This window comes from Arthrobacter sp. 05L421 (genome assembly GCF_056397785.1).
Genome location: NZ_JBFTOC010000002.1, coordinates 68,811 through 88,105 on the forward strand (window position 1 = coordinate 68,811; position 19,295 = coordinate 88,105).

At 65.1% G+C, this 19,295-nt stretch carries 17 protein-coding genes; 9 read left to right on the forward strand and 8 right to left on the reverse strand.

Annotated elements, in window-relative coordinates; all coding sequences use genetic code 11:
- Positions 1-98: 98 nt before the first annotated feature.
- The 5 genes from AC1DKQ_RS03225 to AC1DKQ_RS03245 all read right to left on the reverse strand — a co-directional run bounded on the left by AC1DKQ_RS03225 (position 99) and on the right by AC1DKQ_RS03245 (position 4,339).
- Positions 99-1,025: a GerMN domain-containing protein gene (locus AC1DKQ_RS03225; protein WP_476884660.1), complete on the reverse strand. Its 927-nt coding sequence runs from the start codon at positions 1,023-1,025 to the stop codon at positions 99-101.
- A gap of 305 nt (positions 1,026-1,330) precedes the next feature.
- Entirely contained in the window at positions 1,331-2,449 is a 1,119-nt protein-coding gene (gene srmL, locus AC1DKQ_RS03230; RefSeq protein ID WP_476884659.1) for a PheS-related mystery ligase SrmL, read from the reverse strand.
- Positions 2,450-2,644: 195 nt separating this feature from the next.
- Positions 2,645-2,890: an META domain-containing protein gene (locus tag AC1DKQ_RS03235; RefSeq protein WP_476884658.1), complete on the reverse strand. Its 246-nt coding sequence runs from the start codon at positions 2,888-2,890 to the stop codon at positions 2,645-2,647.
- A 364-nt stretch (positions 2,891-3,254) separates the two neighbouring features.
- On the reverse strand, positions 3,255-3,680 hold the full coding sequence (locus AC1DKQ_RS03240; protein ID WP_476884657.1) for an NUDIX domain-containing protein: 426 nt from the start codon (positions 3,678-3,680) through the stop codon (positions 3,255-3,257).
- Positions 3,681-3,895: 215 nt separating this feature from the next.
- Positions 3,896-4,339, reverse strand: coding sequence for an N-acetyltransferase family protein (locus tag AC1DKQ_RS03245; protein WP_476884656.1), 444 nt, complete (start codon positions 4,337-4,339; stop codon positions 3,896-3,898).
- A gap of 85 nt (positions 4,340-4,424) precedes the next feature.
- Between AC1DKQ_RS03245 and AC1DKQ_RS03250 the strand changes: the two genes are divergently transcribed.
- Positions 4,425-5,336, forward strand: a complete 912-nt coding sequence (locus AC1DKQ_RS03250) for an aminoglycoside phosphotransferase family protein (protein WP_476918201.1) — start codon at positions 4,425-4,427, stop codon at positions 5,334-5,336.
- 9 nt (positions 5,337-5,345) lie between these two features.
- Here AC1DKQ_RS03250 and cls read toward each other — a convergent pair whose 3' ends face one another.
- Positions 5,346-6,812 (reverse strand): cardiolipin synthase, encoded by a 1,467-nt coding sequence (gene cls / locus AC1DKQ_RS03255; RefSeq protein ID WP_476884654.1) that lies wholly within the window; start codon positions 6,810-6,812, stop codon positions 5,346-5,348.
- A gap of 173 nt (positions 6,813-6,985) precedes the next feature.
- Entirely contained in the window at positions 6,986-7,639 is a 654-nt protein-coding gene (locus AC1DKQ_RS03260; protein ID WP_476884653.1) for a class I SAM-dependent methyltransferase, read from the reverse strand.
- Between the two features lie 236 nt (positions 7,640-7,875).
- Between AC1DKQ_RS03260 and AC1DKQ_RS03265 the strand changes: the two genes are divergently transcribed.
- From AC1DKQ_RS03265 to AC1DKQ_RS03290, 6 genes are all read left to right on the forward strand, one after another.
- Complete coding sequence (locus AC1DKQ_RS03265; RefSeq protein ID WP_476884652.1) at positions 7,876-8,391, forward strand: flavin reductase family protein; 516 nt, start codon at positions 7,876-7,878, stop codon at positions 8,389-8,391.
- 336 nt (positions 8,392-8,727) lie between these two features.
- Entirely contained in the window at positions 8,728-9,816 is a 1,089-nt protein-coding gene (locus AC1DKQ_RS03270; protein ID WP_476918202.1) for a PhoH family protein, read from the forward strand.
- Entirely contained in the window at positions 9,813-10,286 is a 474-nt protein-coding gene (gene ybeY, locus AC1DKQ_RS03275; protein WP_476884651.1) for an rRNA maturation RNase YbeY, read from the forward strand. Before AC1DKQ_RS03270 ends, ybeY begins: the two co-directional genes overlap by 4 nt.
- On the forward strand, positions 10,283-11,614 hold the full coding sequence (locus tag AC1DKQ_RS03280; RefSeq protein WP_476918203.1) for a hemolysin family protein: 1,332 nt from the start codon (positions 10,283-10,285) through the stop codon (positions 11,612-11,614). Before ybeY ends, AC1DKQ_RS03280 begins: the two co-directional genes overlap by 4 nt.
- Positions 11,598-12,557 carry a GTPase Era gene (gene era, locus AC1DKQ_RS03285; RefSeq protein WP_476884649.1) on the forward strand — a complete coding sequence of 320 codons (960 nt, stop codon included), beginning with the start codon at positions 11,598-11,600 and terminating at the stop codon, positions 12,555-12,557. Before AC1DKQ_RS03280 ends, era begins: the two co-directional genes overlap by 17 nt.
- A gap of 156 nt (positions 12,558-12,713) precedes the next feature.
- Positions 12,714-14,276: an LCP family protein gene (locus AC1DKQ_RS03290; RefSeq protein WP_476918204.1), complete on the forward strand. Its 1,563-nt coding sequence runs from the start codon at positions 12,714-12,716 to the stop codon at positions 14,274-14,276.
- A 123-nt stretch (positions 14,277-14,399) separates the two neighbouring features.
- Here the strand turns inward: AC1DKQ_RS03290 and AC1DKQ_RS03295 are convergent, their stop codons facing one another.
- Complete coding sequence (locus tag AC1DKQ_RS03295; RefSeq protein WP_476918205.1) at positions 14,400-16,352, reverse strand: M13 family metallopeptidase; 1,953 nt, start codon at positions 16,350-16,352, stop codon at positions 14,400-14,402.
- Positions 16,353-16,605: 253 nt separating this feature from the next.
- Between AC1DKQ_RS03295 and leuA the strand changes: the two genes are divergently transcribed.
- Together leuA and recO are read left to right on the forward strand one after the other, a co-directional pair.
- Complete coding sequence (leuA, locus tag AC1DKQ_RS03300) at positions 16,606-18,345, forward strand: 2-isopropylmalate synthase (protein ID WP_377986529.1); 1,740 nt, start codon at positions 16,606-16,608, stop codon at positions 18,343-18,345.
- A 195-nt stretch (positions 18,346-18,540) separates the two neighbouring features.
- On the forward strand, positions 18,541-19,293 hold the full coding sequence (gene recO, locus AC1DKQ_RS03305) for a DNA repair protein RecO (protein WP_476884646.1): 753 nt from the start codon (positions 18,541-18,543) through the stop codon (positions 19,291-19,293).
- Positions 19,294-19,295: the final 2 nt, after the last annotated feature.

Consider the following 19,295-nt stretch of genomic DNA (forward strand, 5'->3'; position numbering starts at 1 on the left):
GGCTATGTGAAGCCTCAGACCATTCGATGCGCCAAATTATTGGCCTCGCAGGACGATGCGTCAGTCTATTTAGACGATGCGTCAGACTACTTACCGGACTATTTAACCGTGAAGCCGCGGGTGTCTTGGAACACTTCCTTGGCGCTGTCGGACGCGTCCACCTGGGACACACGGACTTCGTAGTTGCCCGGGGCAAGGTTCACGGACAAGGTGAACAACCCGGACTGGGTGGAGTCGGCCGAGGCCGTGGCGTTGCCGTTGAGGTAGGCCGTCTTGGCGTTGTCGCCGTCGCCGTCTACCTTGAGGATCGCCCAGCGGAGCTTCCCGCCCTGGACGGTGCTCCGGCCGCTGATCTTGACCGAACCGTCGGCCACTGACGTGCCTTCCTGCGGATCGATGATCCACACAGGTGCCACCATCCCGGCGCTGCGGGAGGTCGGCTCGCCCAGCCGGACGTGATTGAAGGCCACGTAGTCGGTGTGACCGTCAACCAGCACAACCACCTGGGCCTGCTGTCCGGCATCGATGAGGCCTGCGCTGGCCGCGGCAGCCGTCGCCGTGTACACGAGCTGCTGGATGGCCCGCTCGGCCATGGCGGCATCCACGTTGCTGTTGAAGGCATCCGCGGAGACATCCACCGTGATGACATTCTTGCCGGAAATCGACGTCGCCAGCTTCTTCGGGTTCTGCCAAGGCGTGAAGAAATCCGGGTCCAGCGGCGTCTGGGACATCATCACTCGAAGGGCGCGGGTGACGGGGTTGTCCTGATCCGGGACGTCACGGAACTCGCGGTAGAGAAACGCGTTGTCATTGCTCCGGCCGATCCAATACACCGGAGCCTTGTTCGACGTCTGGGCAGTTTCGAGCGGAGCGCTGGTGGTGGGGACGCCCGACGCCGGGACGGGTATGAGCTCCGACGGGCTGCTGGAGTTCGTGATGCCGCTTTGCGGTGTTGCCACGCAGCCGGACAGGAGGAGGACGGCGGGCAGCGCCAGCGCCAGCGCGGCGCGGCGGACGCGCCCCACCGTTGACTGCTGAACTTCACGCTTCCTGATGCCGCTGTCCCTTCTTGTGCCCCGCGCTCCGCGGCGATGATCTGTTTATAGCCGTCCTGGACCGCCGGTGGCCGAGCATCCTCCACCTGCCGGAGAGCGGCCCGGCGATCCTGGGACAGCGGGATTCCAGCATGGCACACGGGCGCGGCGCGACAGCCGGGTTTCGGCCCCGGCGCGGGAACTGCAACGGGAACGATATGAGGCCGATACAAAGTTGATACCTAATTCCCGCGAGTCATAGGTTCCTAACGCCAGGGCGGAAGGCCGGCACAGCTCTATCCTGCGATGAGCTCCCGGACTGGCCCCTCATGCAGGGCCAAGTAGACGTCGTCTCGGATTTTATTCGCCTCCTGATCTGTCATGGTCCGGGTCAGGGGACGCAGCGCCAGACGTATCAGTGCATTGGCCTGACCATCGCAGATGCGAAGTCGTTCCTGCACTGTTGCGGGGAGGTCTCCATGCGGGGTTAGGGCCAGGAGTTCGACGCTTTCCAGGTCCGCCGCCTTTTCGCCCAATGCTGTTCGCACCCGGTCGCCGAGCACTTCAGTGTCCATGTCCGCGGGCACCACAATGGAGATGTCCCTGCGGATGGAGGGCATTTGAGAGACCGGTTTCCAGCGGGACAGGTCCAACATCTGCTTCTCGATTCGCTCGTCTGTGGACCTCAGCAGCCGGATGTCGGGGATGCCCTTGCGGAGCATCAGGGCCCGGTCCAAGCCCATCCCAAGAGCAAGCCCGGACCACCTCGTGGGATCCAGGCCAGCGTCGGAGAAGAGATGAGGCGCCATGAGACCGCATTCTGCTAGTTCGAGCCACTCTCCGTCCATGAGGACATCGACCTGCAGGCCTTCTCTGGTGTAGGGATGCACGGCTGGAACTGCTCGCCATCGTGCCTCCGGAAGCACCGCCTGCACCAGGGATCCGATCATCTCCTGCAGGTTGTCGGCATCGAGTTGTCCGCGCGAGCTGACGCGCCACAGGTCGACCTGGTGGGGAGTTCCCACGTGGGTGCGGTCGATGCTGTCGCGTCGATAGACCAGACCGGGGACGGCCCAAAGCTCGTCCACCGAGGCGTTGTCGTCCAGTGCCCGCAGCTGCGAGGGGATGGAAGCCGACGTGTGGCTGCGGAGCATGACCGTGGGGCTGAGGTAGCGGGAGTATTTTTGATCCCGCGTCACGTCTGACGCGCTGAACCCCAGGCGATCGTAGTTGTCGGCCACACTCACCAGGGGGCTGTGGCGGACGATTCGTTGTGGCACTCCCCATTCACGGCAGAGAGCGTCGATGATGCCCTGCAGCAGCGTCTGCATGGCATGGGGCCGGCCGTCCGGATCTGAAAGATCACGGATGGTCAAAGCGTCGAGGAGTTCGGTCGGGCGGAGATAAGTGAGCATGGCAGGTCCTTGTGTTCGGATTCGAGTGGTGGGGTTCCCCCCGACTCAATCCGGCGCCAGGACCTAGGCGCGCGCCACAGAGCCCTCGCGACCGGAGACCGGTCGGGGGCAGATAAATCGACGCGTGGACAGCATGGGACGACTATACCTCCAGCGCGCACCCAGGGCGCGGTGCCTGGGTTCTGGCGGTCTGGCCTAGTTGGCTCGGAGCGTCAGTGTGTCTGGTCCGCTCGTCCAGTGGAGCACTCCGTCGGCAGATGTCATCTCGATAGGGCGCTGCAGGAACCCCACGACCCACTGCTCCTGGGCTCCGACGTCGCCGGCACATCCCATGGCGCCGACGGCAATATCCCCGACGTCGAGCGTATTTCCACTGATCGTCGCGGGACCGCCCACCGGGTTGCAGGGAGTCTTGACCGCCAGTTGGAGCGACCCAGTCACAGTGGTTAGCTGCACGGTCACTGCGCCGGAGGCCAGCCATGGAAGATTTTTGCCATTGGCCGTGCCGGAGATGCTGGCGTATGGGGAACAGGAGGCTGACGGCAGGAACGGCGCGCACGCTTCTACGGGGGTCCGGGACACTGTCTGTGAATTTGGGGGAGCGGCGGGCGGAGTGGAGCCGGCCGTTCCGGGACCGCCAGTGGTCCCGGCTGCGCAGGACGTCATGAGAATTCCGCAAAGCACGACGGAAGACAGGCATTGCCAGAACTGACTGCGCTTCATCGTGCTCCCCCCGACAGCCGACATTTGTCGGAGCCTATCGGTGGGAGCGCGCCTTGTCACGAAGCGGAAATCATTGTCCTCTTCACGGGGCGCCGTCGCTCCGGGGCCGTCGGAGGTTTCGAAGTAGTCCGGTGTAGGAGTCGTGTGCGAGGTCCAGCCCGAGGGCATCGTCAGGGCTGAGCCAGCGTATTTCAGAATGCTCAGCCGTGGCCGCGTTCGCAGGGTCGCCTGACCAGGCGTCCAGGACCCACCCTGAGAGCGCCAACCCGTCAGGTGTGCCCTCGTTGGCCTGCACCGTAAACGAGGGAGCGCTGCCGGGCGGAACTACTGTCACTGCGATTTCTTCGAGGAGTTCACGGGCCAGCGCCTCGCCGGCTGATTCTCCGTCCTCGATGTGGCCGCCGGGAAAGTCCCACATTCCCGGATACCACTTCGCGGACTGGACCCGCCGGCACATCAACACGCCTCGTGGCCCGACGAGTACGCCGACGGCAATGCGGTGGGTCATTGCATCAGTCGAACACGGCCGCATTCAGCGCACAAATCACCCATCAGAAGCGAATGAATGTACCGCGGCGAAATCATCCTTGGTGAACTCGCGCAGCAAGAGACGCTCAGTCTGCAATTCCATGGCTCCATCATGCCGTAGCCGGCGCATCGGCCCCGGGGCCGCCCAGTTGCTTCCCGGTAATGGTGTTGAATTCACAAGAACTAGCGCGGGGGTCAAAACCTGAGAATGTTCAATTCTCCGGCCGGTTCGAAACCCAGCCGTGCGTAAAAGTTCCGTGATTCGGCGGAGGGGGAAAGCACCATCCGTACGGCTTCGATGCTTTGCGAGAACTGGATGGATGCGTCGACGAGCCGGCCGCCGATTCCGGCGTTCCGGAATTGCGGAAGCACATAGGCGTTTCCCAGATAGACCCACCGGGACGATTCCGTTCCGGGTTTGGGCATCCGCTCGAAAATCATCAGGTTGAGCATCCCGACCAGTTCGCCGCCGTCCTCGGCCACAAAGAACTTTCGAGGACTGGCTTCCATCCATTCTCTGAACATGGCGTCGAAGGCTGGATCGTCCTTGAGTGCAGGTTCTTGTTCAGCCGCCCACGTGGCTCTCAGCCTCGCAAGTCCGGGCACATCACCTGGGCAGCCTTCGCGAACGATGAGCATGGAATTACCCTACGTCGGCGGTGCCGCATCCCATCGCGGGGTCCGCGGGGCACGTGGGGGATCAAGAGTCGATTAGGTTGAACATATGTTGATCACCAAGCTGCACGACGCGGAGCCTGACATCGACACAAGACAGGTCAGCCTCATGATCGCGGATCAGTTCCCGGCATGGGCGGGTCTGCCACTGGAGCCCGTGCCATCCAGCGGGACGGACAACGTCATGCTGACGCTCGGTGACGAGCTCGTCGTTCGACTTCCCCGGATCGCCGCCGCAGTTCCCTCGATCTCCAAGGAGTGGAAGTACCCGCGCATACTGGGTCCCCAACTGCCGGTGCCAGTGCCGATTCCGATTGCACAGGGCGCACCGGGCCGGGGCTATGCATGGCCGTGGACGGTGTCGGGCTGGCTGGAGGGGGAGAATCCTTCCCCGGGCCATGCGTACGGAACCGAACTCGCCCTCGATCTCGCCAACTTCATCCGGGCCCTGCATGCGGCCGACATCGGGAACGAAGCAGCCGCCGGGCCGCTGCAGTCCTACCGCGGCGGACAGCTGGCGTCCAGGGACGCGCCGACCCGTTCCGCAATCGCCAGTTGCGCGGGCCTGCTGGACGTCCCGCTCCTGGCAGCGGTGCGGGATACGGCGCGGCACGTGGCAGACGGAGACGGGGAACAGGTCTGGATTCACACGGACCTGCAACCCGGGAACCTTTTGATTGCCGACGGGCGGCTCGCCGCTGTCCTCGACTGGGGAGGCCTTGCCATTGGCGATCCGGCCGTCGACCTCATCGTCGCCTGGAACCTGCTCGAGGGCGAGGGGCGCACCGCATTTCGCGAGGCTGTTGGCGTTGACCAGGCGACGTGGGAACGCGGACGTGCCTGGGCTCTGTCGATAGGTGTGATTGCCTATCCCTACTATGTCCACACCAACCCAGCGCTGGCCCGGGTTTCGAGGTATCAAATCGAGCAGGTGGTTGCCGACATCTCGCGGACGGCGTAAGGCCGGCCACTACTGGAGGGCCGCGGTCAGGCGCGCCAGGTTGTCGAATACTTTTTGGGCTATGGGCCGCCGGTTCCAGTCCTCGAGCTGCAACTCACGGCTTTCCAGGCGGTACCCGTCTTCGATCCCGCGAATTGCGTCCACAAAAGCGCGCCCGTGCACCAGTACCGAGACCTCCATGTTGAGGCTGAAAGAACGGACATCCATGTTGCTGGACCCAATCACCGCAACCTCCTCATCGATAGTGAAGTGCTTCGAGTGCAGCACCTTGGGCGACCGGTAAAGGTAGATCCTGACGCCGGCGCGGAGCAGCGCCTCGTAGTAGGAACGCTGCGCGTGGTACACCATGCTCTGGTCTCCGACCTCGGAAACAAAGAGCTCGACGCTTAGCCCCCGCGCGGCTGCCGTGACAATGGCCATCAGGATGGATTCGTCCGGGACAAAGTATGGGCTGGTGATGCTGACCCGCCGCTCTGCTTTGTGGATGAGCGTCGCGTAGAGCTTCAAATTGTTGTCGTTGTCGAAGCTGGGACCGCTGGGCAGGACTTGCGCGTCAATGGGCGCCGAATTGTGGCTGAGGCCAATGGGGCTTGTATCCAGTGGCAGGATCACATCCGTTTCGCTGTACCAGTCCGTCGCGAAGACCGCATCCAGCTCCCGGACCACGGGTCCCTCGACGCGCATCATCAGCTCGTGCCACTGGAGCCCGCGCTTCAGGTTAGCTTTCGTGTCGTAGCTCGCGTCGATGACGTTCTGGGAACCGGTGAATCCCACGCGGCCATCGACGACGCAGATCTTCCGGTGATTGCGCAGGTCCGGCCTCTGCCATTCGCCACGCCACGGCCGCACCGGCAGCATGGGGCGATATTCCGCCCCTATCTCCTGGAGGAAGTCCAGGGTTTCTTTCCGGCCGGGGAATTTCAGGCCAGCCAGATGATCGGAAAGAACCCGGACATTCACGCCGCGCTGTCTTGCCCGGGCCAACGCTTGAAAATACGGCGCCGTCGTTGCGTCCAGCACCAGGATGTAAAACTCCACGTGCACGTAGCTGGTGGCCGAATCAATATCAGCGATCATGGCATCGAAAGCGCCGTTGTAGTCGCTCAACAGGGTCGCACTGTTGCCCGCGACCATCGGCAGCGCCCCCAGGTTGCTGTTCAACACCACCGCCGAAGGCAGCCACTGCGGCCAGTCAAGGCCGCGGCTGACCAGCGGGCTGCCTTCAGTCCGCGCCAGGACCAGATCGTTGACTTCGCGCTGTTTGTCTCGGCGCGCTTTGGGCAGTTTCGAGTAACCGACAAAGAAATACGCGACGGCACCAAGGATCGGTATGAAAATTATGGCGAGCACCCAGGCAATAGCAGAGGACGGACGCCGGTTCATCGACACGAGGACAGCTGCGACGGTCACGAGGAGTATGTGGGCCGCCAGCAGGAGCAAGGCGTACGTTTCAACGTCTTGGAAGAATCCGCGCACTGTTGCCTAAACGTTCTTCAAAATATCCCGAAATTCCCAGAGGCTTATTTGTCATTCCTGCTCTCAAAGTTCGGCGTTTTCGGGACGGTCCGTCCTTCAGCCTTGCCTGTGCAAGGTATGACTATTGTTGGCGTCGAGCCCGGCATGGGCCTCACCCCCTGCGGGTGAAATCCCTACGAGGCGACGAAGGGCTTGTCGACGAGGATGGCGGCCTGCGGGTGTTTCTCCATGGACCTCGCAGAGCGCACAAGCTGTGCGCGCATCACAAATCCTTGCTCGGTGAACCGGAGGGCCACGTCGTCGGGAGCATGCAGTTCTGCACGCAGTTGGACGTCGTGTCCGTAGGCCTGGTCAATAGTGGGGTGACCGCTGCCGGCGTGGAAGGCGACGAGCGCCGAGCCGCCCGGGCGGAGCCCTCTCCAGAACTCACGGGCGATCGCCGGCAGGGCCGTCGGGGGCGAATGGATGATCGAGTACCAGGCCAGGATGCCGTCTGCGGCGGCGTCGGCCACCGGCAGCGCGGTCAGCTCTCCCACTTCGAACAACAGCTCGGGATGCAGCCGCTGCGCGACCCGGACCATTTCCGGCGACAGGTCGACGCCGCTGGCGTCCAGTCCGGCGCGGCTCAGGTAGCTGGTCATTCGTCCGGCACCGCATCCGACGTCGATCACCTGCCGGTCCGGGGTGGCGCGCATGTGTCCGACGAAGTGGTCCACCATGGCCATGTCCAGAGCGGCCTCGAAGCTGGTATCCGGGATCACCGTTGAATATGCCTCGGCCACCGTGTCATACGCGGATCTGACCGCCATCAGGTTCTCGTTTGCCATCGATCGAGCCTAGCGGCTTTGGCCGGCGAACCCCAGCTGCCCGGACGCCGCCCGCAGCCGGGATCCGGGTCCCGGGGGTCTCCGGATCCCGAGGCGACCCAGGGGGTGCCGAATTCTTACGTCATGCAACGGGTGCGTGACGCGCTGTGTCGCTGCGCGACTGTGCGTTGCAGCCGGGCTTGGGAACCCGGGTTAGTGGTGGTTGATTGGGGTTTCCAGCGTCGAAAGGACCCGCCATGACGGAACACTCTGACCTCAGCCCCACGACACTCCGCCACATTCTCGGACACTTCGCCACCGGCCTGACAGTGATTACGGCGGCAACAAAGCACGGGCCTACCGGGTTTACGTGCCAGTCCTTCTCGTCCCTGTCCCTGGAGCCTGCCCTGATCACCTTTAGTCCGGCGCGGACGTCCAGCACCTGGCCGCTGCTGCGTGAGGCTGGCAGGTTTACCGTGAACATCCTGCCCACGGAACATCAGCATCTGGCTGGGCAGTTCGCGCGGCCAGGAGCGGACAAGTTCGCGGGCGTTGACCATTGGCTCTCGCCCCTGGGCAACCCGGTCCTGGACCAGGCACTGGCCTGGGTGGACTGCGAACTGCACCAGGAGTACGACGGCGGCGACCACACGATCGTCGTCGGCGCCGTCCGCGCCCTGGGCGCACGTCCCGACGCTGAGCCCCTGCTTTTCTACAAGGGAGACTACGTGGGCGTGCGTTCCCGCACCGGCGCGCTGGAGAGTGTGGCATGACCATGCTGCAGTCGCTGTCCCGCTTGTGGGCGGCCCGGCCCTTGTCGTTGGCACAGCCGGCTCGGCCGGGCCGCGGGGACGATTCGGAGCCGGTGAACGCGCAAAAGTCGTTCCCGGCCACAGGTGCCCACTGGCTGGATGGGTGGGTCATCTTCGGAAACCCCTACGTGTGACGCCCGACGCCGGATCTCCGTACGGCGTCGGGTGCGCCGTGCTGGCGTAAGATGGAAGGACCCGTTGACCCCGGCCCCGCGCGGTGCGAACCGCCGTCGGTACGGATCACGGTGACCGACCATATTCATACTGGAGGGGACCAGAGGCCCGCGGGCCAACACCATGACTGAAGCAGCGAACGGCAAGGCCCGGTTCAGCGCCCGAGAACGCACCGCAGGGGAATTTCCCCACTCCCTACCAGGGCTGCGGACGGAGGTGGTCTTGTTCGACGACTCAGAGCAAATGGTCCAGTCGCTGGGCAGCCATGACGAAGCCCTGCGTTTCATCGAAGACCAGTTCCCTGCCGTTGATTTCCATGTCCGCGGCAACGAGCTCGCCATCAGTGGTCCTGCCGCCGACGTGCCGCGCATCATGCGCCTGCTCAACGAGGTGCGAGGGCTGGTGGCCAGGGGCACAGTCATCACCCCGGCGGTCCTGCAGCAGCTCGTCGCCCTGCTCCGCAGCCAGTCACTGCTGAACCCCGTGGAAGTGCTGACCACCAACATCCTTTCCACGCGCGGGAAGACCATCCGGCCCAAGACGCTGAACCAGAAGAACTATGTGGACGCGATCGATGCGAACACGGTGATCTTCGGGATCGGACCGGCCGGTACCGGCAAGACCTACCTGGCGATGGCCAAGGCCGTCCAGGCCCTGCAGCAGAAGGAAGTCAGCCGCATCATCCTGACCCGTCCGGCCGTCGAGGCGGGGGAGCGGCTTGGCTTCCTGCCGGGCACGCTGAGCGACAAGATCGACCCCTACCTGCGGCCCCTGTACGACGCCCTGCACGACATGATGGACCCCGAATCAATTCCGCGCCTCATGGCCGCCGGCACCATCGAAGTCGCACCGCTGGCCTACATGCGCGGCCGGACGCTCAACGACGCCTTCATCATCCTCGATGAGGCCCAGAACACCACGCCGGAACAGATGAAGATGTTCCTGACCCGCCTGGGCTTCGGCTCCAAGATGGTGGTCACCGGGGACATCACCCAGGTGGACCTTCCCTTCGGGACCCGCTCGGGGCTCAGGATCGTCGAGGAGATCCTGCAGGGGATCGAGGACGTCAACTTCTCCATCCTGGATGCCTCCGACGTCGTCCGGCACCGCCTGGTCGGGGATATCGTCAACGCCTACAGCATCTGGGACGAAGTCCAAAGGAACCGGGTCAAGCACTCCGTCGCCCGGGAAACGCGGGGAGAACACGCATGAGCATTGAGGTCAACAACGAATCCGGCGTCGCCGTAGACGAGTCGGAGCTCGTGGCTCTGTCGCGTTTCATCTTCGAACGCCTCTACATCCACCCGCAGGCGGAACTGTCCATCCTGCTGGTGGACGAGCCCGCCATGGAAAAGCTGCACCTCGAACTGATGGACGAGCCCGGCTCCACCGATGTCCTCTCCGTGCCCATGGACGAACTCACTCCGGGCACTCCGGACAAGCCGACGCCGCAGGGCATGCTCGGCGACATCGCCATTTGCCCCCAGGTGGCCCAGGTCCAGGCCCGCAACGCCGGCCACTCCACCCAGGACGAAATGCTGCTGCTCACCACGCACGGCATCCTGCACCTGCTGGGCTATGACCACGCCGAGCCGGAAGAGAAGGAAGAGATGTTCGGGCTGCAGCGTGAACTGCTGACCGCCTTCACCGGCAAGGCGGCCCCGTCCGAGACGGTTCAGTGACCCCACTGATCCTGGCCGGCATGGCGTTGGTGTTCCTTAGCTTTGCCGCGGTGCTCACCGCTGCCGAATCCGCCTTCAACTTCCTGCCCCGGCACGACGCCGAACAGGCGGTCCTGAACAGCAGGGGCACGTCGCTCAAACGCATCCTGGCGCAGCCCGTGGGGCACATGCGCGCCCTCCGGTTCTGGCGGGTCTGGTTCGAGATGGCTGCCGCCGTCGCCGTGACCGTCCTCCTGTACAGCCTGTTGGACAACGTCTGGCTCGCCGGCCTGGCGGCCACCGGCATCATGGCGCTCCTCGGTTTCGTGATCGTCGGGGTGTCCCCGCGGCAGCTCGGCCGGGTCCACTCCGCCGCCCTGGTCCGGTTCAGCGCCCCGCTGGTCCGGTCCCTCTACGCCGTGCTTGGCCCGATCCCGGGCTGGCTGGTGCGGCTTGGCAGCGTCGTGGCCCCGGGCGCGCCGGCGGACAGTGAGGCGTTCTTCAGCGAAGAGGAATTCCGCGAGCTCGTGGACCGGGCCACAGAGTCCGACGTGATCGAGGACAACGAGGCTGAGCTGATCCAGTCGGTCTTCGACTTCGGGGACACCCTGGTCCGCTCGGTCATGGTGCCGCGGACCGACATCCTCACCATCGACTCCGGGTCCAGCCTGCGGCGCGCGATGTCGCTGTTCCTGCGCTCCGGGTACTCGCGGATCCCGATCATCGGCGAAAACACCGACCAGGTCCTGGGCATTGTCTATCTGAAGGACGTCGCCGCCGCGCTCCACAACCTTGGCCCGGACGAGGAGCCGCCGGTGGTGGACGAACTCGCCCGCGAGGTCCGCTACGTGCCGGACTCAAAGCTTGTCAGTGACCTGCTGCGCGAACTCCAGAAGGAATCCACGCACGTTGCGATCGTCATCGACGAATACGGCGGAACGGCAGGGCTGGTCACGCTCGAGGACCTCATCGAGGAGATCGTCGGCGAGATCGTGGACGAATACGACACCGAAAGCGCCGAAGCCGTGGCCCTGGGCGACGGACGCTACCGGGTCAGCGCCCGGATGAGCATCGATGACCTCGGCGAGCTCTTCGATCTCGAGCTCGAAGACGACGAAGTGGACACCGTGGGCGGCCTGCTCGCCAAGGCCCTCGGGCGGGTGCCGATTGTCGGCAGCACCGTCCAGGTCCACGGGCTGTCCCTCCGCGCCGACCGGCTCGAGGGCCGGCGGAACCGCGTCAGCCACATCATTGCGGCCGCCGTAGCAAAAGAACAAACTGACCTTGAAGACCTTCTCGACGAGGCCGCACCAATCCAACAGGGAGTCTCACGTGAGCAAGCAGAATAAGTCCGACGGCGAAGCAGCCTACGGCGGCTACCGCGCCGGGTTCTCGGTGCTGGTGGGGCGGCCCAACGCTGGCAAGTCCACCCTCACTAACGCCCTTGTCGGCCAAAAGGTCGCGATCACCTCGGCCAAGCCGCAGACCACGCGGCACACGATCCGTGGCATCGTGCACCGGGATGATGCCCAGCTGATCCTCGTGGACACCCCGGGCCTGCACCGCCCGCGCACGCTGCTGGGGAAGCGGCTGAACGAACTCGTCGCCGACACCCTCGCCGAGGTCGACGCGATCGGTTTCTGCCTGCCGGCCAACGAGAAGATCGGCCCCGGCGACAAGTTCATCGCCGCCCAGCTCGCCGCCATCGGCAACAAGCCGATCATCGCGGTGGTGACCAAGGCCGACACCGTGGACCGCCAGGGCCTCACCGAGCAGCTGCTCGCCGTCGCCGCCCTGGGCCGCGAGGTCCTCGGCGAGGACGGCTGGAAGGACATCGTCCCGGTCTCCGCCACCGACGGCTTCCAGGTCGAGACCCTGGCCGACGTGCTGATCAGCCACATGCCGGCGTCGCCGCCGCTGTACCCGGACGGGCACCTGACGGACGAGCCGGAAGCGGTAATGATCGCCGAACTCATCCGGGAAGCCGCCCTCGAGGGCGTCCGCGACGAGCTGCCGCACTCCCTGGCCGTCGTCGTCGATGAGATCGTTCCGCGGGAAGGCCGGCCCGAAGACCGGCCGTTCCTGGACGTCCGGGTCAATCTGTACGTTGAGCGGCCCTCCCAGAAGGCCATCATCATCGGCAAGGGCGGCGCGCGGCTCCGCGAGGTCGGCACCACCGCGCGCAAGGCGATTGAGGCCCTGCTCGGCGCCCGGATCTACCTCGACCTCCATGTGAAGGTTGCCAAGGACTGGCAGCGCGACCCGAAGCAGCTGGTCAAACTAGGCTTCTGAGCCGGGGCCAATTTAGGGCCCTGTTTGGGGCGCTACTTGGGCTCGTATTTTGGCCGCTGGCCCCTCCCGCCGCTCCCAAAAGAGGGCCCATCGGCGTTTTCTCAGATTCGGACTCTAAAATGGGCTGATCCCCGTTCTTGTAGGAAGGCTCAACAAGTGGTTCGACCCCGTGACAACCGTGCCGACGGATCCACCCCGCCGGCCCGGGCAGCCGCCGCTGCCCGGCACACGGCCGATCCCGCCGTTGGTCCGGCCCGCCACCTCGGAGCCGTCCATCGGACCCCTACCTGGCTTAAAGTGACCACGGGCGTGATTGCAGTGCTCCTGATGGGCGTAATCGCGTTCGGCGCTTACTGGGCCATCCGGCTTCAGGGCAACCTCACCAAGGCCCCGCTGAGCGCCGGCAGCATCAAGTCCGAGAACGCCCTGAACGATTCGACGGACCGGATGCAGATCCTGATCCTGGGCTCGGACACGCGCGACGGCAAGAACTCGGAGTACGGCACCAGCGATGACGCGACCGGCTACGGGCACTCGGATGTGATGATGCTGATGGATATCTCGGCTGACAACAAACGGGTCAATGTCATCAGCTTCCCCCGGGACCTCCTGGTCGACATCCCCAAGTGTAAGGATCCGAAGACCAACAAGGAATACCCGGCCCAGACCGGCGTCATGATCAACTCGGCGATGTCCGAGGCCGGCATCGGCTGCGCCGTGGACACCGTCAACAAGCTCACCGGCCTGGAGATCGACCACTTCATGATGGCCGACTTCAACGCCGTCAAGGAACTCTCCAACGCCGTCGGCGGTGTGCAGGTGTGCGTCAGCGACGCCGTCTACGACCCCGACTCGAAGCTCCGGCTTCCCAAGGGCACCTCCACCGTTCAGGGCGAGCAGGCATTGTCGTTCGTGCGCACCCGGCACGCCTTCGGCGACGGCGGCGACCTCGGCCGCATCAAGGCCCAACAGGGCTTCCTTTCCTCCCTGACAAGGAAAATCAAGGACGACGGCACCCTCACCAACCCGGCCAGGATGCTCGGCATCGCGGACGCGATCACCAAAAACCTGACCATCGACGACGGCCTGGCCTCGGTGCCGACGCTGCTGACCGTGGCCAACCGGCTCAAGGACATCGACGTCAAGAAGGTGGCCTTTGTGGCCGCGCCGACCGTCCCGGCCGAATCCGACATCAACCGGCTGCAGCTCGCCGAACCCGCGGCGTCCCAGCTGTTCGACGCCATGCGCAGGGACGTCGATCTGACGGATCCGTCAGCGAAGCCTGGCGCCTCGCCGAGTGCCAGCGCGACACCGACGCCCAGCGCCACGGCGCCGGCCTACGACAAGGCGCTGCAGCCCGTGACCGTGGCCAACGGCTCAGGCGCACCGGCCCGGACCCAGGCGATCATGCAGGCCATCAAGGGCGCCGGCTTCACCCAGGTGGGCCAGCTGACGGCGCAGCCCGTCGCGAAGACGGCTGTCTATTACGGTGCGGATTACGCCGACGTGGCCACTGACGTCGCGGCTCTCCTCGGGGTGGCGCCGGGTCAAGTGTTGCCGGCTGCCGGCGTTGCCGGCGTCCAGGTCTATCTGGGCAGCGACTTCGCCAACGGGACCCCGACGGCAGCCCCCGCGCCGCCGCTGCCCGCGGACATCGTCAACCAGACCGCCGGCGACACCGTCTGCCAGCAGGCGAACCCGGCGCTGATTACCCGCTGATTGTTTGCAGCAGCGCAGGATCTCAGCCGAGACTGACGCCTGGGGCGACGGACTGGCACCAACGGCGAAGGGCCGGCCCGGGGAAACCCCGTGGCCGGCCCTTTCAGCCTTAACAGCTTTTGGCTACCAGATGCTGACGCGCTCTTGGGGCGCCATCCACATGCCGTCCTGATCCGTGACGGCGAACGCGTCATGGAAGGCATCGAGGTTCTTGGCGATCGCATTCGTGCGGAACTCGTTGGGGGAGTGCGGGTCTGTCGCCAGCCGGCGGATGGCTTCTTCCTTCCGGATGACCTGCCGCCACCCCGCAGCCCAGGATGCGAAGAACCGCTGGACCCCGGTCAGCCCGTCGAACACAGGGGGCTCTTGCCCGTCGAGGCTGATCAGGTAGGCCTTGTAGGCGATCGCGAGGCCACCGAGATCCCCGATGTTCTCGCCGAGGGTGAGCTTGCCGTTGACGTTGTGGCCGGGGGCGGCTGTGGGGGAGAGGGCGTCGAACTGCGCCACCAGCTTCGAGGTCAGGACCTCGAAGGCGGTGCGGTCGTCCTCGGTCCACCAGTTGCGCAGCAGGCCGTTGCCGTCGTACTGCGAGCCCTGGTCATCGAAACCGTGGCCGATTTCGTGGCCGATTACGGCGCCGATGCCGCCGTAATTGACGGCGTCGTCGGCGTCGGCGGTGAAGAACGGCGGCTGCAGGATGGCGGCGGGGAACACGATCTCATTGAGTAGCGGGTGGTAGTAGGCATTGACCGTCTGCGGGGTCATGAGCCACTTCTCGCGGTCCACCGGCTTGCCGACTTCATCGAGGTGACGGTCGACGTCGGCGCTGTGGGCGCGCTCCACGTTCCCGAGCAGATCGGTGGGATCGACCTGGACCGCGGAGTAGTCGATCCACTTGTCCGGGTAGCCGATCTTGGCGCGGAAGGTGTCGAGTTTCTTCAGGGCCTCGAGCTTCGTCGCCTCGCCCATCCAGTCCAGTCCCGTGATGGAGTCCCGGTACGCCGCGATGAGGTTGGCCACAAGGGTCTGCATGCGCGCCTTGTTGCCTTCCGGGAAGTGTTCGGCCACATAGATCTGGCCGACCGCCTCACCGAGGCCACCCTCGACCACAGCGACGCCACGCTTCCAGCGGTCCTTGATCCGCGGCGTGCCGCTCAGCGTGGTGCCATAGAACGCAAAGTCTGTGTCCACGAACACCGAGGACAGGTACGGGGCGGCCGCGCTGACGACGCGCATGGCGAGCCACTCCTGCCAGGTGCCCAGCGGTTCGTTGGCCAGCAGTGAGGCCGCGCCGGAGAAGAAATCGGGAGTGCTCATGACGAGCTCGGCGCGCTTCTCGGGTTCGATGCCGGCGGCGTCGAACCAGTCGGCCAGCAGCGGGAACAGCTCGGCGGCCTCCGCGGCGGACTTCAGGTTGTACGTCTTTTGCGGATTCCGCAAAGTCACGTTGTCCCAGTGGTGCGAGGCCAGCGAAGTTTCCAGCGCCACCACGCGGCCGGCTGCGCCCTCCGCGTCCGCCACTTCCGCCAGGTCCAGCATGGCCTGGACGTGCTCCCGGTATGACTGGACCATCGGGGCGAACTTCTCTTCCCGGTAATACGATTCATCCGGCAGGCCGAGGCCCCCTTGGCCGGTGTAGAGCAGTACCCGGTCCGGGTTTCCGGCGTCGGGGGCGGGGTAGATATAGAAAAGCCCCGAGACGTCGGCGCGGAACAGGCGTCCGGCCAGAGCCACGAGTGCGGGCACCGACCTCGTGGCAAACACCTCCGCCAGCCGCGCCCGGAGCGGGTCCAGACCCTTGGCTTCCACCGCGGATTCGTCCATAAAGCTGTTGTACAGGTCCCCGATCTTCCGCTCGATGCCTGTAGCCTCTGCGCCACGCGCGGCGGCCCGCTCGATAATCTCCTTCACGGCGAGCTCCGAAGCGTCGCGCAGCGCAGTAAACGTGCCCTCCAGCGGCCGGTCGTCCGGAATGACTGTGCTGTTGAGCCAGCCGCCATTCACGTGCTGGTACAGGTCATCCTGCGGACGGACGCTGGCGTCGATGGTGGACAGATCGATCCCCGAAAGTGGCACGGATGCTCCTTTGAGAAGCAGCCCGGCGCCGGAGCGTTGGTCGGCGCGCAGTCTGCATGGTGGACGTTACGGTGGTCTGGCTCCTTCATCTTACGCACCCGTGTTACTGTGAAATTGTGCGCGCAGAACTGCTCCTTCTTAGCTGCCGCGGCGAGGCCTCAGACGCGATCTAGCGCAAGGCCCACCCTCGCTGCGGAGTTTGTGTTGCCCGGCCACCCTTTCATCAAGAATCACAGAAAAGGCCCCGATTGTAATGCGAAACGCACAGAAGCCCTCAGGAATGCCGGTCCACCGCTACATCCCGTTCCAGGACCAGATCACCGTTGAACTGCCTGACCGCACCTGGCCCGACAAGGTCATCACCAAGGCCCCGCGCTGGTGCGCAGTGGACCTGCGCGACGGGAACCAGGCCCTGATCGATCCCATGAGCCCGGCCCGCAAGCTGAAGATGTTCGAGCTGCTGGTCCGGATGGGCTACAAGGAGATCGAGGTCGGCTTCCCCTCGGCGTCGCAGACGGACTTCGACTTCGTCCGGCAGCTGATCGAGGGCAACCACATCCCCGACGACGTGACGATCCAGGTGCTGACCCAGGCCCGTGAGCACCTGATCGAGCGGACCTATGAGTCCCTGGTCGGCGCGAAACAGGCGATCGTCCATCTCTACAACTCCACATCCGTCCTGCAGCGCCGCGTGGTCTTCAACCAGGACGAAGACGGCATCCTGGACATCGCCCTGCAGGGCGCCCGGCTGTGCAAAAAGTACGAGGAAACCCTCGTCGATACGCACATCACCTACGAATACTCGCCCGAGTCCTTCACCGGAACCGAGCTGGAGTACGCCATCCGCGTCTGCAACGCGATCGCCGACGTCTTCGAGGCCTCGGCCGACCGGCAGGTCATCATCAACCTGCCCGCCACGGTGGAAATGGCCACCCCCAATGTCTACGCCGACTCGATCGAATGGATGAGCCGGAACCTGCACCCGCGCGAAGGCATCATCCTCTCCCTGCACCCGCACAACGACCGCGGCACCGGCGTCGCCGCCGCCGAGCTAGGCTACCTGGCCGGCGCGGACCGGATCGAGGGCTGCCTCTTCGGCAACGGCGAGCGGACCGGAAACGTGGACCTGGTGACCCTGGGCCTGAACATGTTCGTCCAGGGCATCGATCCGATGATCGATTTCTCCGACATCGACGAAATCCGGCGCACGGTGGAGTACTGCAACCAGCTGCCAGTGGCCGAGCGGTCCCCGTACGGCGGAGACCTTGTCTTCACCGCGTTCTCCGGCTCGCACCAGGACGCGATCAAGAAGGGCCTGGAGGCCCTCGAAAAGGATGCCGCCGCGGCGGGCAAGGATGTGGCCGACTACACCTGGCAGGTCCCGTACCTGCCGGTTGACCCGAAGGATCTTGGCCGCAGCTACGAGGCGGTCATCCGGGTCAACTCGCAGTCCGGCAAGGGCGGTGTCGCGTACCTGCTCAAGAACGAGCACAGCCTTGACCTGCCGCGCCGCGCCCAGATCGAGTTTTCCGGCGTCATCCAGAAGCGGACCGACACGGTGGGCGGGGAAGTCAGCGGACCCCAGCTGTGGCAGGTCTTCCAGGACGAATACCTGCCTTCGGGTTCGGCCGACACGCAGTGGGGCCGCTACGCCCTCGGTTCGATCAGCACCGAGACGGACGAGGACGGCGCAATGACCTTGACCGCTGCCCTGAAGGTCGACGGAAACCAGGTCCGCCGGACCGGGACCGGCAACGGCCCCATCGCGGCCCTGCTGAGCATCCTGCGCGAGGACGGCGTGGACGTCCGGGTCCTGGACTACAGCGAACACGCACTCTCCGAGGGCGGCAGCGCCTTGGCCGCCGCGTACGTTGAATGCGCCGTGGGGGAGCGCGTGCTCTGGGGCGTCGGGATCGACGCCAACACCAGCACCTCTGCCCTCAAGGCCGTCATCTCGGCCGTGAACCGCGCCATCCGGGACGCCCGCGCCTGATCCGGCCGCGGGCAGGACCCCCCGGCGGCACGGCATGGACAGCCACGGCATACACGGTTATCCCGACGCACACAGCGCCGCCGGAACACTCCGGCGGCGCCGTGTTTTCCCTCAGCAGTGTTCTACCTCAGCGGGGTTCAACCTCAGCGGTGCCGCCTATGCCGTGATTCCGCAAAGACAATGCGAAGATTAACTGTGGTCCAACAATCCTTCGCAGCGCGCGCCTACCGTGACGAGGCCGTGGTCCTGCGCACCCATAAGTTGGGTGAGGCCGACCGGATCATCACCCTGCTGACAAAGCACCACGGCCAGGTCCGTGCGGTGGCGAAGGGCGTCCGGCGCACCAGCAGCCGCTTCGGCGCCAGGCTGGAACCGTTCATGGTGGCCGATCTCCAGCTGATTTCCGGGCGCACCCTCGACGTCGTCACGCAGGCCGTCGCCAAGGGCGTCTATGGCGGAAACATCGCGGCGGACTATGGCCGCTACACGGTTGCGGCCGCCATGACCGAGACCGCCGAGAAGCTCACGGACGTCGACGGAGAAGCCGGAACGGCCCAGTACAACCTGCTGGTTGGTGCCCTCGCGTCCCTGAGCCGGGGCGACCACGCGTCCGAACTCATCCTGGATTCCTACCTGCTCCGCGCCCTCGCGACCGGCGGCTGGGCGCCCAGCTTTACCGACTGCGCCCGGTGCGGTGCGCCCGGGCCGCACACAGCCTTTTCCGCGCCGCTGGGCGGCATGGTCTGTGCCGAGTGCCGGCCGCCGGGATCCCCGGCACCGGCCGCGGAAACCGTGCTCCTGCTTGGTGCCCTGCTCACCGGGAACTGGACGACGGCGGATGCGTCCGCGTCCGTTCACCGCCGGGAAGCGGCCGGTCTGGTGGCCAGCTACCTGCAGTGGCACCTGGAGCGAGTCCTGAAATCCCTCAAACATGTGGAGCGAACGTAAAA